We start from the raw sequence: 15,601 nt of genomic DNA, 5'->3' as shown, positions 1-15,601 counted from the left end.
TTAATCCACTATAACAAGCAATATGCCCTGACCGGCAAAACTTCCCCAAACTTCATCAAAAAATCAACTGTACCCGTCTTTTTCAGACGGCATTGATACCGTAAGAGACTTCCCATGCAGAAATGGCAAACCGAGCTTTATTCCACGCCGTCTTGGCTGTTGCAGACCTTATTGACGGTCGCCGCCGCTTCAGCGGTGATTCTGTTTTTGACACGGAAAACGCGCTTCGGGCGCGAGTTTGCCTATATCCTGCGCCTTTGCCTGACACCGAAAAGTACGGTCAAAGTCTTGCTGCTGATTACGGCGATGATTACGCTGCTGTTAACCGAAGTGCGGCTGAATGTGTTAAGTACCTTTATGTCCAAAGGGCTTTACGACTCGATGCAGGATTTGAATGCTTCGGCATTTTGGATGTTTGCCGCAATGAACGCGGGCGTGGTGCTGATACGGGCGTTTAACAACGTCGTCAACGACTTTCTCGATCAAGGCTTGGCGATTAAATGGTCGGAGCGGCTCAACGAAGTGCTGACCACGCGCTGGCTTGCCGGCAAAAACTACTACCGCCTGCAAATGCGCCGCCACGCGCCGGACAACATCGACCAGCGTATCCAACAGGACGCGCAGGAATTTATCGCCTCGACCATTGAATTTGTGCGCGGTATGATCAATTCGGTCGTTACCTCGTTGGAATTTGCCGTTGTTTTGTGGGGCTTGGCGGGCATCCTGACCGTGTTCGGCTTCGACATTCCGCACGGCATCGTTTGGTTTGTCTTTATTTTTGTGATTTTGGCGACCTTTATCGCGATGTGGATAGGCAACCCCTTGATTCGTTACAACTATGAAAACGAAAAGCTCAACGGGGACTACCGTTATTCCCTCATCCGCGTGCGCGACCACGCCGAAAGCGTGGCGTTTTACAGCGGCGAGCAACACGAACACGGCCGGCTTTCCGACCGCTTTAAAGCCATTATCCGCAACCGTTGGCACATCGCGCGACAAAGCGTCTGCTTAAGCGGCTTTAACGATATGTTCACCAACGGCATCAAACTCTTCCCGATTATTTTGCAAGCGCCGCGCCTGTTTGCCGGACAAATCAAAATCGGCGACATCCAGCAGACCGTCCAAGCCTTTGCACGACTGCAAAACGCGCTGTCTTTTTTCCGGATGTTCTACAACAAATTCACCGCCTACCGCGCCCGGTTGGAACGTTTATACGGCTTTTTGCTGAGTACGGAAGAACAACACACCGCGCAGCAACCCGAGATTAGCGAAGTTTCAGACGGCATTGCACTGGAAAACGTCGCCCTGTTCCGCCACAACGGCGAAGTTTTATTGGACGGCATCAATATCAAACTCAAAAGCGGCGATTCCCTGCTGATACGCGGCCCGAGCGGTTGCGGCAAAACCTCGCTGTTGCGCGCGCTGGCGGGGCTTTGGCCGTTCGGCAGCAGCGGCAAAGTCAGCCGTCCGCCGCATCAAGACATCCTCTTCCTGCCGCAACGCCCGTACACGGCACAGGGCAGCCTGCGCGACGCGGTTTGTTACCCCGATATCGACAAACAGCATCCCGAGTTAGCCGAAGCCATGAACACCTGCCGCTTGGGTTATCTGATTGACAAATTGGACAAAACAGACGACTGGCAGCACAAACTCTCCCCGGGCGAACTACAACGCGTCGCCTTCGTCCGCGCCCTGCTTTCCAAGCCCAAAATCGTCCTGCTCGACGAAGCCACCGCCGCCTTGGACGAACCGGCCGAAGCCGCACTCTACCGCGCCTTAAAGCAAAAACTGCCCGACAGCATCATCATCAGCATCGGACACCGAAGCACGCTCAACGTGTTCCACAATATGCACCTCGATGTCGGCAACGCTGCCTGCGGCTGAACGATGCCGTCTGAAGCCGTTTTCAGACGGCATCGTTCAAATTGGAAAGACACGCGAAAACAACGTACAATAAACCCGTTTACCACCCCTCGGAATGCCGAACCGTGAACCAGCTTATTTTCGACTTTGCCGCACACGACTATCCGGGTTTCGACAAATTCCTCGGCACGGAAAACGCGGAACTGGTCTATGTCCTCCGACACAAACACGGACAATTCATCTATGTTTGGGGCGAAGAAGGCGCGGGCAAAAGCCATCTTTTGCAGGCGTGGGTCGCACAGGCGCTCGAAGCCGGCAAAAACGCCGCCTATATCGATGCCGCCTCCATGCCGCTGACCGATGCCGCGTTTGAGGCGGAATACCTCGCCGTCGATCAAGTCGAAAAACTGGGCAACGAAGAACAAGCCCTACTTTTTTCCATCTTCAACCGCTTCCGCAACAGCGGCAAAGGCTTTTTGCTGCTCGGTTCGGAATACACGCCCCAGCAGCTCGTCATCCGCGAAGACTTGCGGACGCGTATGGCATACTGCCTCGTTTACGAAGTCAAACCCCTGACCGACCAAGAAAAAATCGACGCGCTCGCCAGTATGGCGGCGGCACGCCAAGTAACCGTCGATTCCGAAATTTTCGAATACCTGCTCAAACACTGGCGGCGCGATATGGACAGCCTGATGATGATGCTCGACACGCTGGACAACTACGCCGTCACGATGGGCAAACGCATCACCCTGCCGCTTTTGCGCCAGCTTTTGAAACAACAGGAAACCCAATGAAAAACCTCGCCATCTTCGACCTCGACAACACCCTCATCAACACCGATTCCGACCACGCCTGGCCGCAATACCTCATCAAAAAAGGGTTGGTTGACGCTGCCGAAACCGAAGCGCAAAACGAAAAATTCTACCGCGACTACCAAAACAGCTGCCTCGACATCGACGCATTCCTCAAATTCCACCTCGCCCCGCTCGCCCGTTACAGCAAAGAAGAGCTGGCAGAGTTTCACCGCGAATTTATGGCGGAATACATCATCCCCCACATCTCGCCTATGCAGCGTATGCTGGTGCAGAGCCACCAAATGGCAGGCGACGAAACCCTCGTCATCTCCTCGACCAACGAGTTCATCATCACCCCCGTCTGCCGCCTTTTCGGCATTCGCAATATTATCGGCACGCAACTTGAAACCGGGCCCGACGGCCGCTACACCGGCAACTACATCGGCACGCCCAGCCTCAAAGAAGGCAAAATCACCCGCCTGAACCAATGGCTTGCCGAACGCGGCGAAACGCTCGAAAGCTACGGCAAAACCTATTTTTACAGCGACTCCAAAAACGACCTGCCGCTGCTGCGCCTCGTCAGCGAACCCGTCGCCGTCAACCCCGATGCCGAGCTGGAAGAAGAAGCCAAAGAAAAAGGCTGGCCGGTTTTGAATTTCAAATAAAAAATGCCGTCTGAAGCCCGATTCGGCGTTCAGACGGCATTTTTATAGTAAATTCAAAGGGAAACCCCTCTATCATCATTCCCTCGAAAGCAGTTGCATAGGGCGTGCTGCAGTCCGGGCTGTAGGACGTGATGTAATCCTGGCGTAGGGTGGGCTGTAGGGTGGGCTGTAGGGTGGGCTGTAGGGTGGGCTTCAGCCCACCAATCCACCGACTCCCGCCATCTTCATCCTAAAATCCCGTCATTCCCACGAAAGTGGGAATCTGAAACGCAGGGTTGGAGAAACCGTTTTATCCGATAAGTTTCCGTGCCGACAGGTCTAGATTCCCGCCTGCGCGGGAATGACGATATTTCAGTTTGCTGTTTTTGATTTTTTGTTTTTGCGGGAATGGCGGGATTTCAGTTTGCTGTTTTTGATTTTTTTTGTTTTTGCGGGAATGACGGTTTAGGAATTGCCCGAAACCCAAAAAAGCGGAAACCGGACAACCCGGCTTCCCGCCAAAGCCGGCATTTTCCGACTTTGCTTCAGGCATCTTCCCCACTGCCCAAAATCATCGAACCGATACCCGCATCGGTAAAGATTTCCAGCAAAAGTGCGTTGGGCACCCTGCCGTCGATGATGTGCGTGGCTTTCACACCGTTGACGGCGGCTTCAACCGCAGAAGCGATTTTCGGCAGCATACCGCCATACAGCGTGCCGTCGGTAATCAGTTCATCAATCCGTTTCGGCGTGAGTTTGGTCAGCAGATTGCCCGTTTTGTTCATCACACCGGCGATATTCGTCATCATCAAAAGTTTTTCGGCGTTCAATTCTTCCGCCAATTTGCCTGCCACCAAATCGGCGTTGATGTTGAACGCTTCGCCTTTTTCACCTATGCCGACGGGGGCGACGACGGGAATGCAGCCGCGTTCTATCAGCCCTTTAACCAAACCGGTATCGATGCTTTCCACCGTACCGACCTGTCCGATGTCTACGCCATTCTGTTCGGGCGTATCGACCAAAAGTTTCTTCGCCTTAATGAAATGGTCGTCGCGTCCGCTTACGCCGACCGCATGCCCGCCATATGTGTTAATCATCGACACGATTTCTTTATTGACGTGCCCGCCCAACACCATTTCGACAATATCCATCGTCTCTTTGTCGGTAACGCGCATTCCTTGGACAAACTCACCCTTTTTGCCGACTTTTTCAAGCATCGCATTGATCTGCGGCCCGCCGCCGTGAACGATGACGGGATGAATGCCGACCAGTTTCAGCAGCACGACATCACGGGCAAACCCTTCTTTCAAGGCAGGTTCGGTCATCGCGTTGCCGCCGTACTTGATGACGACGACCGAACCGGAAAACCGGCGGATGTAAGGCAGCGCTTCGGCAAGGATACGCGCCTTGTCGGCGGCGGAAATCATGTTTTCAGACTCCATAACGGCTCCCTATTGTTGACAATTTCGGCTTATGTTAACGCCAAACGCCGTCTGAAACAATCTTCAGACGGCATCCGGCAGACCTCGGGCAGGTTGAAGCCTTGCGATACGGGCGGTAAAATCGCGGTTTATCCGGTTCGAGAAACCGGCGACAGCAAGGACTTTCCCATGATTAAAATCAGCACCCGCTTCGATGCCGGTTCGGTCGTCGTCAAAGACCTGACCGATCCTTCCAACATCCGCCTCGCCCTGCGTCCCGACAACGCCTCCGATTTCGCACAATGGTTCTACTTCCGGCTGCAAGGGGCGGCATATCAAAACTGCATCATGCATTTTGACAATGCGGCAGATGCCGCTTATCCCAAAGGCTGGGAAAGCTATCAGGCGTGTGCCTCATACGACAGACGCAACTGGTTCCGCGTGCCGACGGGCTATGAAAACGGCGTACTGACCATCAACCATACCCCGCTGTCCAATAGCGTGTATTACGCCTATTTCGAACCTTACTCCGAAGAACAGCATCTGAACCTCTTGGGCGACGCGCAAGGCAGCGGCCTGTGCCGCATCGATGACTTGGGCAGCACCGTGCAAGGGCGCGACATCAATCTGCTGACCATCGGCAATCAGGTCGAAAGCGATTTGAAAATCTGGATTACCGCCCGCCAGCATCCGGGGGAAACCATGGCGGAATGGTTTATCGAGGGGCTGCTCGGCAGGCTGCTCGACCCTCAGGACGCGACCGCGCGCACCCTGCTCGACCGCGCCACGTTCTATATCGTCCCCAACATGAACCCCGACGGTTCGGCACTGGGCAACCTTCGTACCAACGCCGCCGGTGCGAACCTCAACCGCGAGTGGGAAAATCCGACAGTGGAAAAAAGTCCCGAAGTATTCTTCGTGCGTGAAAGAATGCTGGAAACCGGCGTAGATTTGTTTTTGGATATCCACGGCGACGAAGGGCTGCCCTTTGTCTTTGTTGCAGGTACGGAAGGCGTGCCGAACTACAATCCACGCATCGCCGCGTTGGAAGCGCAATTTAAAAATGCCCTTTTAAACGCGAGCCCAGATTTTCAAGACGAATACGGCTACGAAAAAGACGCGCCCGGTCAGGCCAACATGACCTTGGCGACCAACTGGGTCGGCAACCGTTTCAACTGCCTTGCCTACACGCTGGAAATGCCGTTCAAAGACAATGCCAATCTGCCCGACGACGATTTCGGCTGGAACGGTCAGCGTTCGCTGCGTTTGGGCGAAGCGGTGCTTTCCGCCATTTTGAACGTCGCCGGCGATTTGCGTTGACACTCCCCACTGAAAAATGCCGTCTGAAAGCCCTTTTGCGTCTTTCAGACGGCATTTGAAAACGAAAGCCCATTATGATTATCCATCCCCAATTCGACCCCGTCCTTATCAGTATCGGTCCGCTTGCCGTCCGCTGGTATGCCCTAAGCTACATACTCGGATTTATTCTTTTTACCTTTCTCGGCAGAAGGCGCATCGCGCAAGGCTTGTCCGTTTTTACCAAAGAATCGCTCGACGACTTCCTCACTTGGGGCATTTTGGGCGTGATTTTGGGCGGCCGTTTGGGTTACGTTCTGTTTTACAAATCCGCCTACTACCTTGCCCATCCGCTTGATATTTTTAAAGTATGGGAAGGCGGAATGTCGTTCCACGGCGGCTTTTTGGGTGTAGTTATTGCCATGTGGTTGTTCAGCCGCAAGCACGGCATCGGCTTCCTCAAACTGATGGACACGGTCGCCCCGCTCGTTCCCTTAGGTTTAGCTTCCGGCCGTATCGGCAACTTCATCAACGGCGAACTTTGGGGACGCATTACCGACATTAACGCATTTTGGGCAATGGGCTTCCCGCAGGCGCATTACGAAGATGCCGAAGCCGCCGCGCACAATCCCCTTTGGGCAGATTGGCTGCAACAATACGGTATGCTGCCGCGCCATCCCTCGCAGCTTTATCAGTTTGCCCTTGAAGGCATCTGCCTGTTTATCGCCGTGTGGCTGTTTTCCAAAAAACCGCGCCCGGCCGGGCAGACCGCCGCGCTCTTCCTCGGCGGCTACGGCGTGTTCCGCTTTATTGCCGAATTTGCACGCCAACCCGACGACTATCTCGGGCTGCTGACCTTGGGGCTGTCGATGGGGCAATGGTTGAGCGTCCCGATGATTGTTTTAGGTATCGCCGGCTTCATCTTCTTCGGCAGCAGGAAAAACTAAACCTTTCCGACAAAAACGCCGTCTGAAACGCAAACTGCATTTCAGACGGCGTTTTATTCCGCCCGAGCCGTCAATTTTTACCGCAACACGCCTTGTATTTCCTGCCGCTGCCGCAAGGACAGGGATCGTTCCTGCCGGTTTTTTCCCCTTCCCTGCGGACGGTTTGCGGTTTGTTGATGACCGCCTGCCAGTAGCGGTAAATGTCCGCCAGCGCGTAAGGCAACTCGGATTCCAGTTCCGCCAGCTCGCCTTCTGTGAATTGCAGGCGGATAGAGCCGTTTTCCTCTTCGTCGTAAATGCCGCCCAACGCCATAATGGGATAAAACAACTCTTCAAACTCTTCATCATCGGCGGCTTCAAACCAATCGGTCGGCACAATATCCAAACCGTAAAGATAAGCATTGCACCAAGTGTAAAAATCGCTGCCGCCGTCTTCGTTTTCATAAAGCCACAAATCGGGCAGCTTTTTATCCGACATCGCGGCGGTTATGTCCATCGCCATTGCCAAAACCAGCCGTTCGATTTCGGAACGTTCGGCGGCGGTAAATTGCGATTCGTCGCCCAACACTTCCGGCAGCCAGTCGAACGGTGTCAGTTTGTCCGGCCCGCTCAACAGCGCCGTCATAAAACCTTGAACCTCGTCGCAACGCATCGTGTTGCCCTGTTCGCTTTTGGCATCCAACAATTCGCCCAACCGCCGTTTGGACGCTTCGGTAAATTTTCGGGAATCCATCATTTTCCTTTTCAAATGGGTTTTGCGCCCTATTATCTCCGCAATGCCGTCTGAAGCCTTTTTCTGCTTCAGACGGCATCGTCTGTTTTCACGCTCAAATCGTACCGCTGCCCTGCGCTTTCGGTTTGGCGGCACTAAATTCCAGTTTGCTCAAAGCGGAAAGGTAGGCTTTGGCGGTGGCGACCAAAACGTCGGTATCCGCGCCCTGACCGTTGACGACGCGGTTACCGCGCGCCAGACGGACGCTGGTTTCGCCCTGGCTTTCCGTACCTTGCGTGACGGCGTTGACGGAATAAATCTGCAAAGCCGCGCCGCTTTGCGCCACGCTTTCAATCGCTTTGAAAATCGCATCCACGGGGCCGGAGCCTGTGGCGGAAGCGCGTTTTTCTTCACCCTTGATGCTGAACACGATGTCGGCGCGCGGCTCTTCGCCGGTTTCGGTGCTGATTTTTTGGGAAATGAATTTGTAGCTTTCGGCATTCATATTGCCCATTTCGTCCGACACCAGCGCGTGCAGGTCTTCATCGAAGATTTCGCGTTTTTTGTCGGCGAGTTCTTTGAAGCGGGCAAACGCGGCGTTCAACGCTTCTTCGCTTTCCAACTCGATGCCCAAATCCGCCAGCTTGGTTTTGAAGGCGTTGCGGCCGGACAATTTGCCCAAGCTCAAACGGTTTGTTGCCCAACCGACCGATTCGGCGGACATAATCTCATAAGTTTCCCGGTGTTTCAGCACGCCGTCCTGATGGATGCCCGACTCGTGCGAAAACGCATTCGCGCCGACAATGGCTTTGTTGGGCTGGACGGGATAGCCGGTAATGGTGGACACCAGTTTGGACGAAGGCACGATTTGCGTGGTGTCGATGCCGGTTTCCAAGCCGAACAAGTCGTGGCGCACTTTCAACGCCATCACGATTTCTTCAAGGCTGGCATTGCCCGCGCGTTCGCCCAAACCGTTGACGGTACATTCCACCTGGCGCGCGCCTGCCTGAACAGCGGCCAGCGAATTGGCAACCGCCATCCCCAAGTCGTTGTGGCAGTGGGTCGACCAGACTACTTTGTCGCCGTTGGGCACGCTTTTGATGATGTTGCTGATACGTTCGTACCACACGGAAGGAATGGAATAGCCGACGGTATCGGGAATATTGATGGTGGTCGCACCCGCTTCGATAACCGCCGTAAAGATTTTGGCGAGGAAGTCCAAATCCGAACGCACGGCGTCTTCGGCGGAAAATTCCACATCGTCGGTGTATTCTTTGGCGATTTTCACTGCTTTGACCGCCGCATCGATGACCTGCTGCGGCTTCATTTTCAGTTTGTGCTCCATATGGATGGGGCTGGTGGCGATGAAGGTATGGATGCGTTTTTTCGGCGCAGGCGAAACGGCTTCGCCTGCCTTACGCACATCGTTTTCAACGGCACGCGCCAGCGAGCAGACTGTGGATTTGGTGATGATTTTGGCAATCGCATTGACCGAATCGAAATCGCCCGGACTGGCGGCGGCAAAACCCGCTTCGATGATGTCCACGCCCAATTTTTCCAATTGGCGGGCGACGCGGATTTTTTCCTCTTTGGTCATAGCGGCGCCGGGCGATTGTTCGCCGTCGCGCAGGGTGGTGTCGAAAATAATTACGCGGTTGGTCTGTGTCATTTCTGTTCTCTCCAGAGATTCGTTTTTTTGTAAAAAAGCATTCAAATCCAGCGGTCTGCCTTGCGCTTCCGCCAATGCGGTCAGCTTTTGCAGCTGCGCCAGGGGCAGCGAGCCGCGCGTGCGCCATTTATAGATGGCGGCGGTCGTCGCGGCATTTTCGGGATCGTGCTGTTTCAACGCTTCGGCAAGCGCGTTCACGCCGCCGAAATAAGCAACCAAGCGGTCTATATCTAATTGCATGGTAGTCCTTGTCTAAAATAAATCAGCCTACAGCAGAAATATGGACGGGATTATACGCATTTTGGACAAAACGGCAATATAAATTTGAAAAAATCTCAATAAGCCGCTATAGATTTTATTAATTTTATACATTTTGTCCATTTTATTGCAGGCGCGGCGTGATTGTTGACAATTGCGGCAGAACAGGGCAAATTCGGCGGCACAAGACGGCAACGAGACAGGACAAACCAACAAGGACGGAACAATGAAATACAAAAGAATCGTATTTAAAGTCGGCACATCTTCGATTACCCATTCGGACGGCAGCCTCTCGCGCGGCAAAATCCAAACCATCACCCGCCAGCTTGCCGCATTGCATCATGCGGGACACGAGCTGGTCTTGGTGTCTTCCGGCGCGGTTGCGGCAGGGTTCGGTGCGCTGGGTTTCAAAAAACGTCCGGTCAAAATCGCCGACAAACAGGCTTCTGCCGCCGTCGGGCAGGGGCTGCTGATGGAAGAATATACGGCAAACCTGTCTTCAGACGGCATCGTGTCCGCACAAATCCTGCTCAACCGCACCGACTTTGCCGACAAACGCCGCTACCAAAATGCCGTCGGCGCACTTTCCGTGCTGCTGCAACGCCGCACGATTCCCATCATCAATGAAAACGACACGGTTTCGGTTGAGGAGTTGAAAATCGGCGACAACGACACATTGAGTGCGCAAGTGGCGGCGATGATACAGGCAGACCTCTTGGTGCTGCTGACCGACATAGACGGTCTTTACACGGGCAACCCGAACAGCAATCCCGATGCCGTACGGCTGGACAGAATCAAACACATCAACCATGAAATCATCGAAATGGCAGGCGGTGCGGGCTCGTCAAACGGCACGGGCGGTATGCTGACCAAAATCAAAGCGGCAACGATTGCGACCGAGTCCGGCGTACCGGTGTATATCTGTTCCTCGCTCAAAACCGATGCACTTGCCGAAGCGGCAGATAATCAGGCGGACGGCTCGTTTTTCGTCCCCCGTGCCAAAGGTTTGCGGACGCAGAAGCAATGGCTGGCGTTCTATTCCGAAAGCCGGGGCGGCGTTTATGTGGACGAAGGTGCGGAACACGCTTTGTCCGAACAGGGAAAAAGCCTGCTGATGTCGGGCATTGCCGGAATCGAAGGGCATTTTTCCCGTATGGACACCGTAACCGTGTACAGCAACGCAACCAAACAGCTCCTGGGTAAAGGGCGCGTCCTTTTCGGCTCTGCCGCCGCCGAAGACCTGCTCAAATCGCGTAAAGCGAAAGGCGTGTTCATCCATCGGGACGATTGGATTTCCATCACGCCCGAAATACGCCTGCTTCTGACCGAATTTTAGAAAAGGAAACCTATGTCAAACACACAAAAACAGCTTGCCCTTGCCAAAGCGGCAAAAAAATCCATCAACACCGCGGATACGGAAGAAAAAAACCGCGCGTTGCTTGCTATGGCGGACAGCTTGGAAGCGGCAGCGGAAGATATTTTGGCGGCAAACCGCCAAGATTTGGAAGCGGCGGCAGGCAAAATTCCCGAAAGCATGACCGACCGCCTTTTGTTGGACGAAAAACGCATTGGCGCGATGGCGGACGGCATCAGGGCGGTTGCCGCGCTGCCTGATCCCGTGGGCGAAATACTGGAAACCTCGACTTTGCCCAACGGCTTGAAAATCGTCAAAAAGCGCGTTGCGATGGGCGTTATCGGCATTATTTACGAAAGCCGTCCGAACGTTACTTCCGATGCGGCGGCTTTGGCACTGAAAAGCGGCAGCGCGGTCGTACTCCGCAGCGGCAAAGATACATTCCAATCCGCACGCGCCATCGTTGCCGCCCTGAAAACGGGGTTGGCGCAAACCCGCATCGACCCCGACGCGCTCCAACTGATTGAAGACACCGGGCGCGAAAGCAGTTACGAAATGATGAGGGCGAAAGATTATCTAGATCTGCTGATTCCGCGCGGCGGGGCGGGATTGATACGGGCGGTGGTTGAAAATGCCGTCGTGCCGGTCATTGAAACGGGGACGGGCATCGTCCACATTTATATCGACAAGGACGCGGATTGGGACAAGGCGCTCCGTATCGTGTACAACGCCAAAACCAGCCGTCCGTCCGTGTGCAACTCGATGGAAGTGCTGCTGGTGCATGAAGACATTGCTGCCGACTTCCTGCCCAAGCTCGAACGGCTGTTGGTGCGCGACCGTATAGAAGCCGGACTGCCGCCCGTCCGCTTCCGTTTGGATCCGCAGGCGGCGCGGCATATCGGCGGCGAAGCAGCGGGTGCAGACGATTTCGATACCGAGTTTTTAGACTACATCCTCGCCGTGAAAACCGTCGCTTCGGTCGAAGAGGCGGTCGGGCACATCGAAACGCACGGCACGCACCATTCAGACGGCATCGTTACCGAAAACCGCCACGCTGCGGACTATTTCACGACCCATATCGATTCTGCCGCCGTGTATGTCAACGCGTCCACACGCTTTACCGACGGCGGCGAATTCGGCTTGGGTTGCGAAATGGGCATCTCCACGCAAAAACTCCACGCCCGGGGCCCGATGGGTTTGAAAGAGCTGACGAGTTACAAATACATCGTACAAGGCACGGGACAGGTTAGGGAATAATCCGAATTCAAACGTCTGATATAGTGGATTAACAAAAACCAGTACGGCGTTGGCTCGCCTTAGCTCAAAGAGAACGATTCTCTAAGGTGCTGAAGCACCAAGTGAATCGGTTCCGTACTATTTGTACTGTCTGCGGCTTCGTCGCCTTGTCCTGATTTTTGTTAATCCACTATAAAAATGCCGTCTGAAACAGTCTTCAGACGGCATTTCCATTTGCAAAAAATCAAGCATTGTCCAAGGGGACGAGAATCGTACGGTTGCCGTTGTGTTCCGGTGCGGACACAATGCCTTCCGCCTCCATCTGGTCAATCAGACGCGCGGCGCGGTTGTAGCCGATACGCAAGGCGCGCTGTACGCCCGAAATGCTGGCTTTGCGCGTTTTCAGGACAACGGATACGGCTTCGTCGTACATCGGATCGGTTTCGCCGTCGCCGCTGCGCCCGATGCCGGGCAGCTCTTCGCTGCCGCCGCCGCTCAAAATATCGTCAACATAGTCCGGCTCACCAAACTGTTTCAAATATTCGACCACGCGGTGCACCTCTTCATCCGAGGCAAACGCGCCGTGAACGCGCTGCGGATAGGCAGTACCCGGCGGCAGGAACAGCATATCGCCCTGACCGAGCAGGTTTTCCGCACCCATTTGGTCGAGAATCGTGCGGCTGTCGATTTTGCTGGACACTTGGAACGCGATACGCGTCGGGATGTTCGCCTTAATCAGACCCGTGATGACATCGACGCTTGGGCGTTGTGTGGCAAGAATCAAATGGATGCCTGCCGCGCGGGCTTTTTGAGCGAGGCGGGCAATCAGTTCTTCGATTTTCTTGCCTGCCGTCATCATCAAATCGGCAAACTCATCGACCACAACCACGATAAACGGCAGTTTTTCCAAAGGTTCGGGATCGTCGGGCGTGAGGCTGAACGGATTGCCGATTTTTTCTCCCCTTGCTGCGGCTTCGGCGATTTTTTGATTGAAGCCCGCAAGATTGCGCACGCCCATAAAGCTCATCAGGCGGTAGCGTTTTTCCATTTCGTTAACACACCAGTTCAGCGCGTTTGCCGCCAGCTTCATATCGGTAACGACAGGGGCGAGCAGGTGCGGGATGCCTTCGTAAATGCTCAATTCCAGCATTTTCGGATCGATCATAATCATACGCACGTCTTCCGGCGCGGCTTTGAAAAGCATAGACAGAATCATCGCGTTGACACCCACCGATTTGCCCGAACCGGTCGTGCCGGCAACCAGCAAATGCGGTGCTTTGCCCAAGTCGGTTACAACGGGCTGTCCGGTAATGTCCTGACCGAGCGCGAGCGTCAGCTTGGATTTGGATTCGGCAAACTCGGGCGAATTGAAGATTTCGCTCAGGCGTATCATTTGGCGTTTCGGGTTCGGAAGTTCCAAACCCATACAGGTTTTGCCGGGGATGGTTTCGACAACGCGGATGGAAGCCACGCCGAGCGAACGCGCCAAGTCTTTTTCCAGATTTAGAACGGAATTGCCGCGCACGCCGACATCGGGTTCGATTTCATAACGCGTAATCACGGGGCCGGAATAAGAATCGACAACCTTGACCTTGACTTTGAACTCCGCCAATTTTTCTTCGATGGTGATGCTGTTTTCCAACAGTTCTTCTTCGGTTTGCGTCGCCTCGGGATTGAACAGCGGAGGCAGAAGCAGGTCGGTTGTCGGCAGGTGTTCGGATACCGCACCGGTTTCTTCAGATGGAAACGCCCCTTCATCCGCTTCCGTATCCGATACCCGGCAGGACGGGCGTTCAGACGGCACATCTTCAAACGGACAAACCGCCTGACTGTCATGCCCGAACGCTTCGGTTTCCGACAGATATTGCCCGCTTGACCGCTCTGCCGCACCTTCACTGCCGTCATCTGCAATAGCGGCAGTTTCCTCCTGCCAACCTCCATTTAAAACATCATCGGCAAGATGGTCGGTTTCGGCAATGCGGCTGCGTTGCGCCTGCTCGAATCCTGACGGCGGTTCATAGGTACGGTTGTAGATTTCCGATACGGGAGGCGGCGGCGGAATATCGATTGCGGGCATGGGAACTTTCGGCACTTCGGGTGGTTCGACCACCCAAGCATCGGGCGCGGCAGGTTCTTCAATATGGATATCGGCAGCTTCATCATAAACCGGACCGCCGTATCCCACAGACGAAACGGTTTCCGTGAAAACATTTTCGGTTTCAGACGGCATTTCGACATCCCGTTTCCCGACAACCGTCCGACTTTCCGGAATCAGGCGCGAAACCCGCGCCTCCGCAGAAACCGTTGCCTTGTTCGGTTCTTTCAAATTGACGGAAACGCGGCGGCAGGCATCGTGGACGGCTGTGCCGTCTGAAACGGACTGCCCTTGGGAAACATCCGGGGATTTTGCCTCCACCTGCCCTGCATGACGGCGGAACGGCGCATTCCGTGCATTTTCGGCTTTGACTGCAGAAAAGGCAGACGGATGCTGCTTCTCAAAATACGGCTCAAATCCGTAATCCGCAGACTCGGAAAACGCTTCTTTGTCCGCATCGAACATACAGGAATACGTGCGTTGAAGCACAGGGTCGTCCAAACCGATAATCTGCAGCCCTTCCATCGGGGTATCGGACACGCGGACTTTGGGGACCGCTGTTTCGTTTTTCTCAAATGCATCGATATAGCGTTTTTTCGTTTCCCTTAAAGCCGCGCTGTTTAAAGCACGCGTTGCTTCTTCCAAGGTGATTTCCTTAAAAACCGGACGGACGGGCGAAATTTCGCTTTCAGACGGCATCAACCCTTCAGCAATACTCCGGTCGAATGGGATGCGGCGGTTGTCGATCACGGCAGTTGCAATGTCTTCCGTATCGGCAGCCTCTTCCTCCGCAGTTTCTGCTGCTTCCGTTTTCGCTTCTTCCGTCCCGTTTCCACTGTCTGAATACCCGTCGGATGCGGTCGGAACATCCGCACGGTTTGCAGAAGCAGGCGGCACAGACCTGTCTGGTTCGGATTCGTGCGCCAGATAGTTTCGGCAGAAACGGACGACACCGACAAACAGCCAATACACTGCCGTTTTGACGGCATGGAAAAGCATCAGGGCAAGTTCGGGAAAATCGGGCATACCGTCTTTGATTTCAGGCAGCTCCGCCTGTTTTTCCCCTTTCTTTTCCTGCCACGCAGAAACCTCGCGCATCCACTCGCGTTCGGATTGTGCGCGGACAAAAAACAAGCCGGCAAGCGCAAGCAACAAAATAACGATCAAAACTATCCAAAACATATGCCGTTTCCCGCAAGACAAACGATTAAATTGGTTTATTTTAACGTGTTTCCATCCCAAAAAAAACAACCGGCCGGCAATTCTGCCGAAACCGATTCGGCTTTCGGTTTGCCCCCGCCGACAGTATAAT

Annotated in this window: 11 protein-coding genes; 7 read left to right on the top strand and 4 right to left on the bottom strand. The window is 54.3% G+C overall.

Annotated elements, in window-relative coordinates:
• The first annotated feature begins 114 nt into the window (after nucleotides 1–114).
• The 3 genes from ACNAU7_RS01415 (at nucleotide 115) to ACNAU7_RS01405 (ending at nucleotide 3,322) form a co-directional block, all read left to right on the top strand.
• The gene (locus ACNAU7_RS01415) at nucleotides 115–1,884 is read left to right on the top strand and encodes an ABC transporter ATP-binding protein/permease (RefSeq protein WP_416300022.1); all 1,770 of its coding nucleotides are present in this window, start codon (nucleotides 115–117) and stop codon (nucleotides 1,882–1,884) included.
• Between the two features lie 104 nt (nucleotides 1,885–1,988).
• On the top strand, nucleotides 1,989–2,657 hold the full coding sequence (hda, locus tag ACNAU7_RS01410) for a DnaA regulatory inactivator Hda (RefSeq protein ID WP_003707574.1): 669 nt from the start codon (nucleotides 1,989–1,991) through the stop codon (nucleotides 2,655–2,657).
• Nucleotides 2,654–3,322, top strand: a complete 669-nt coding sequence (locus tag ACNAU7_RS01405) for an HAD family hydrolase (RefSeq protein ID WP_416300019.1) — start codon at nucleotides 2,654–2,656, stop codon at nucleotides 3,320–3,322. Before hda ends, ACNAU7_RS01405 begins: the two co-directional genes overlap by 4 nt.
• Nucleotides 3,323–3,846: 524 nt before the next feature.
• On the opposite strand, the gene argB is transcribed toward ACNAU7_RS01405, so the two are convergent.
• Nucleotides 3,847–4,743, bottom strand: a complete 897-nt coding sequence (gene argB / locus ACNAU7_RS01400; RefSeq protein ID WP_416300017.1) for an acetylglutamate kinase — start codon at nucleotides 4,741–4,743, stop codon at nucleotides 3,847–3,849.
• A 168-nt stretch (nucleotides 4,744–4,911) separates the two neighbouring features.
• On the opposite strand from argB, the gene ACNAU7_RS01395 reads away from it, so the two are divergent.
• Both ACNAU7_RS01395 and lgt read left to right on the top strand, forming a co-directional pair.
• Nucleotides 4,912–6,042 (top strand): M14-type cytosolic carboxypeptidase, encoded by a 1,131-nt coding sequence (locus ACNAU7_RS01395; protein WP_416300249.1) that lies wholly within the window; start codon nucleotides 4,912–4,914, stop codon nucleotides 6,040–6,042.
• 74 nt (nucleotides 6,043–6,116) lie between these two features.
• Complete coding sequence (lgt, locus tag ACNAU7_RS01390; RefSeq protein ID WP_416300015.1) at nucleotides 6,117–6,965, top strand: prolipoprotein diacylglyceryl transferase; 849 nt, start codon at nucleotides 6,117–6,119, stop codon at nucleotides 6,963–6,965.
• A 70-nt stretch (nucleotides 6,966–7,035) separates the two neighbouring features.
• Here lgt and ACNAU7_RS01385 read toward each other — a convergent pair whose 3' ends face one another.
• Both ACNAU7_RS01385 and ACNAU7_RS01380 read right to left on the bottom strand, forming a co-directional pair.
• Complete coding sequence (locus tag ACNAU7_RS01385; RefSeq protein ID WP_416300247.1) at nucleotides 7,036–7,698, bottom strand: UPF0149 family protein; 663 nt, start codon at nucleotides 7,696–7,698, stop codon at nucleotides 7,036–7,038.
• Nucleotides 7,699–7,792: 94 nt separating this feature from the next.
• A complete protein-coding gene (locus ACNAU7_RS01380) occupies nucleotides 7,793–9,586 on the bottom strand; it encodes a 2-isopropylmalate synthase (protein ID WP_115118842.1) in 1,794 nt (597 codons plus the stop codon).
• A 244-nt stretch (nucleotides 9,587–9,830) separates the two neighbouring features.
• Between ACNAU7_RS01380 and proB the strand changes: the two genes are divergently transcribed.
• Together proB and ACNAU7_RS01370 are read left to right on the top strand one after the other, a co-directional pair.
• Nucleotides 9,831–10,940: a glutamate 5-kinase gene (proB, locus tag ACNAU7_RS01375; RefSeq protein WP_416300012.1), complete on the top strand. Its 1,110-nt coding sequence runs from the start codon at nucleotides 9,831–9,833 to the stop codon at nucleotides 10,938–10,940.
• 12 nt (nucleotides 10,941–10,952) lie between these two features.
• The gene (locus ACNAU7_RS01370; protein ID WP_416300010.1) at nucleotides 10,953–12,215 is read left to right on the top strand and encodes a glutamate-5-semialdehyde dehydrogenase; all 1,263 of its coding nucleotides are present in this window, start codon (nucleotides 10,953–10,955) and stop codon (nucleotides 12,213–12,215) included.
• 223 nt (nucleotides 12,216–12,438) lie between these two features.
• Here the strand turns inward: ACNAU7_RS01370 and ACNAU7_RS01365 are convergent, their stop codons facing one another.
• A complete protein-coding gene (locus ACNAU7_RS01365) occupies nucleotides 12,439–15,471 on the bottom strand; it encodes a DNA translocase FtsK (RefSeq protein WP_416300008.1) in 3,033 nt (1,010 codons plus the stop codon).
• Nucleotides 15,472–15,601: the final 130 nt, after the last annotated feature.

The organism is Neisseria sp. LACPHL-SPEC-2024-00856, assembly GCF_047915665.1.
Taxonomy (GTDB): domain Bacteria; phylum Pseudomonadota; class Gammaproteobacteria; order Burkholderiales; family Neisseriaceae; genus Neisseria; species Neisseria polysaccharea.
Note: the sequence above shows the minus strand (reverse complement) of the source record. Positions and strands in the feature narration are given on the sequence as shown.

What these genes read in the sequence shown, in the direction of transcription:
- ACNAU7_RS01415 (WP_416300022.1), top strand. Translation starts at nt 115, where the DNA reads ATGCAGAAATGGCAAACCGAGCTTTATTCCACGCCGTCTTGGCTGTTG.
- ACNAU7_RS01405 (WP_416300019.1), top strand. Translation starts at nt 2,654, where the DNA reads ATGAAAAACCTCGCCATCTTCGACCTCGACAACACCCTCATCAACACC.
- argB (WP_416300017.1), bottom strand. Translation starts at nt 4,743, where the DNA reads ATGGAGTCTGAAAACATGATTTCCGCCGCCGACAAGGCGCGTATCCTT.
- ACNAU7_RS01395 (WP_416300249.1), top strand. Translation starts at nt 4,912, where the DNA reads ATGATTAAAATCAGCACCCGCTTCGATGCCGGTTCGGTCGTCGTCAAA.
- lgt (WP_416300015.1), top strand. Translation starts at nt 6,117, where the DNA reads ATGATTATCCATCCCCAATTCGACCCCGTCCTTATCAGTATCGGTCCG.
- ACNAU7_RS01385 (WP_416300247.1), bottom strand. Translation starts at nt 7,698, where the DNA reads ATGGATTCCCGAAAATTTACCGAAGCGTCCAAACGGCGGTTGGGCGAA.
- ACNAU7_RS01380 (WP_115118842.1), bottom strand. Translation starts at nt 9,586, where the DNA reads ATGCAATTAGATATAGACCGCTTGGTTGCTTATTTCGGCGGCGTGAAC.
- proB (WP_416300012.1), top strand. Translation starts at nt 9,831, where the DNA reads ATGAAATACAAAAGAATCGTATTTAAAGTCGGCACATCTTCGATTACC.
- ACNAU7_RS01370 (WP_416300010.1), top strand. Translation starts at nt 10,953, where the DNA reads ATGTCAAACACACAAAAACAGCTTGCCCTTGCCAAAGCGGCAAAAAAA.
- ACNAU7_RS01365 (WP_416300008.1), bottom strand. Translation starts at nt 15,471, where the DNA reads ATGTTTTGGATAGTTTTGATCGTTATTTTGTTGCTTGCGCTTGCCGGC.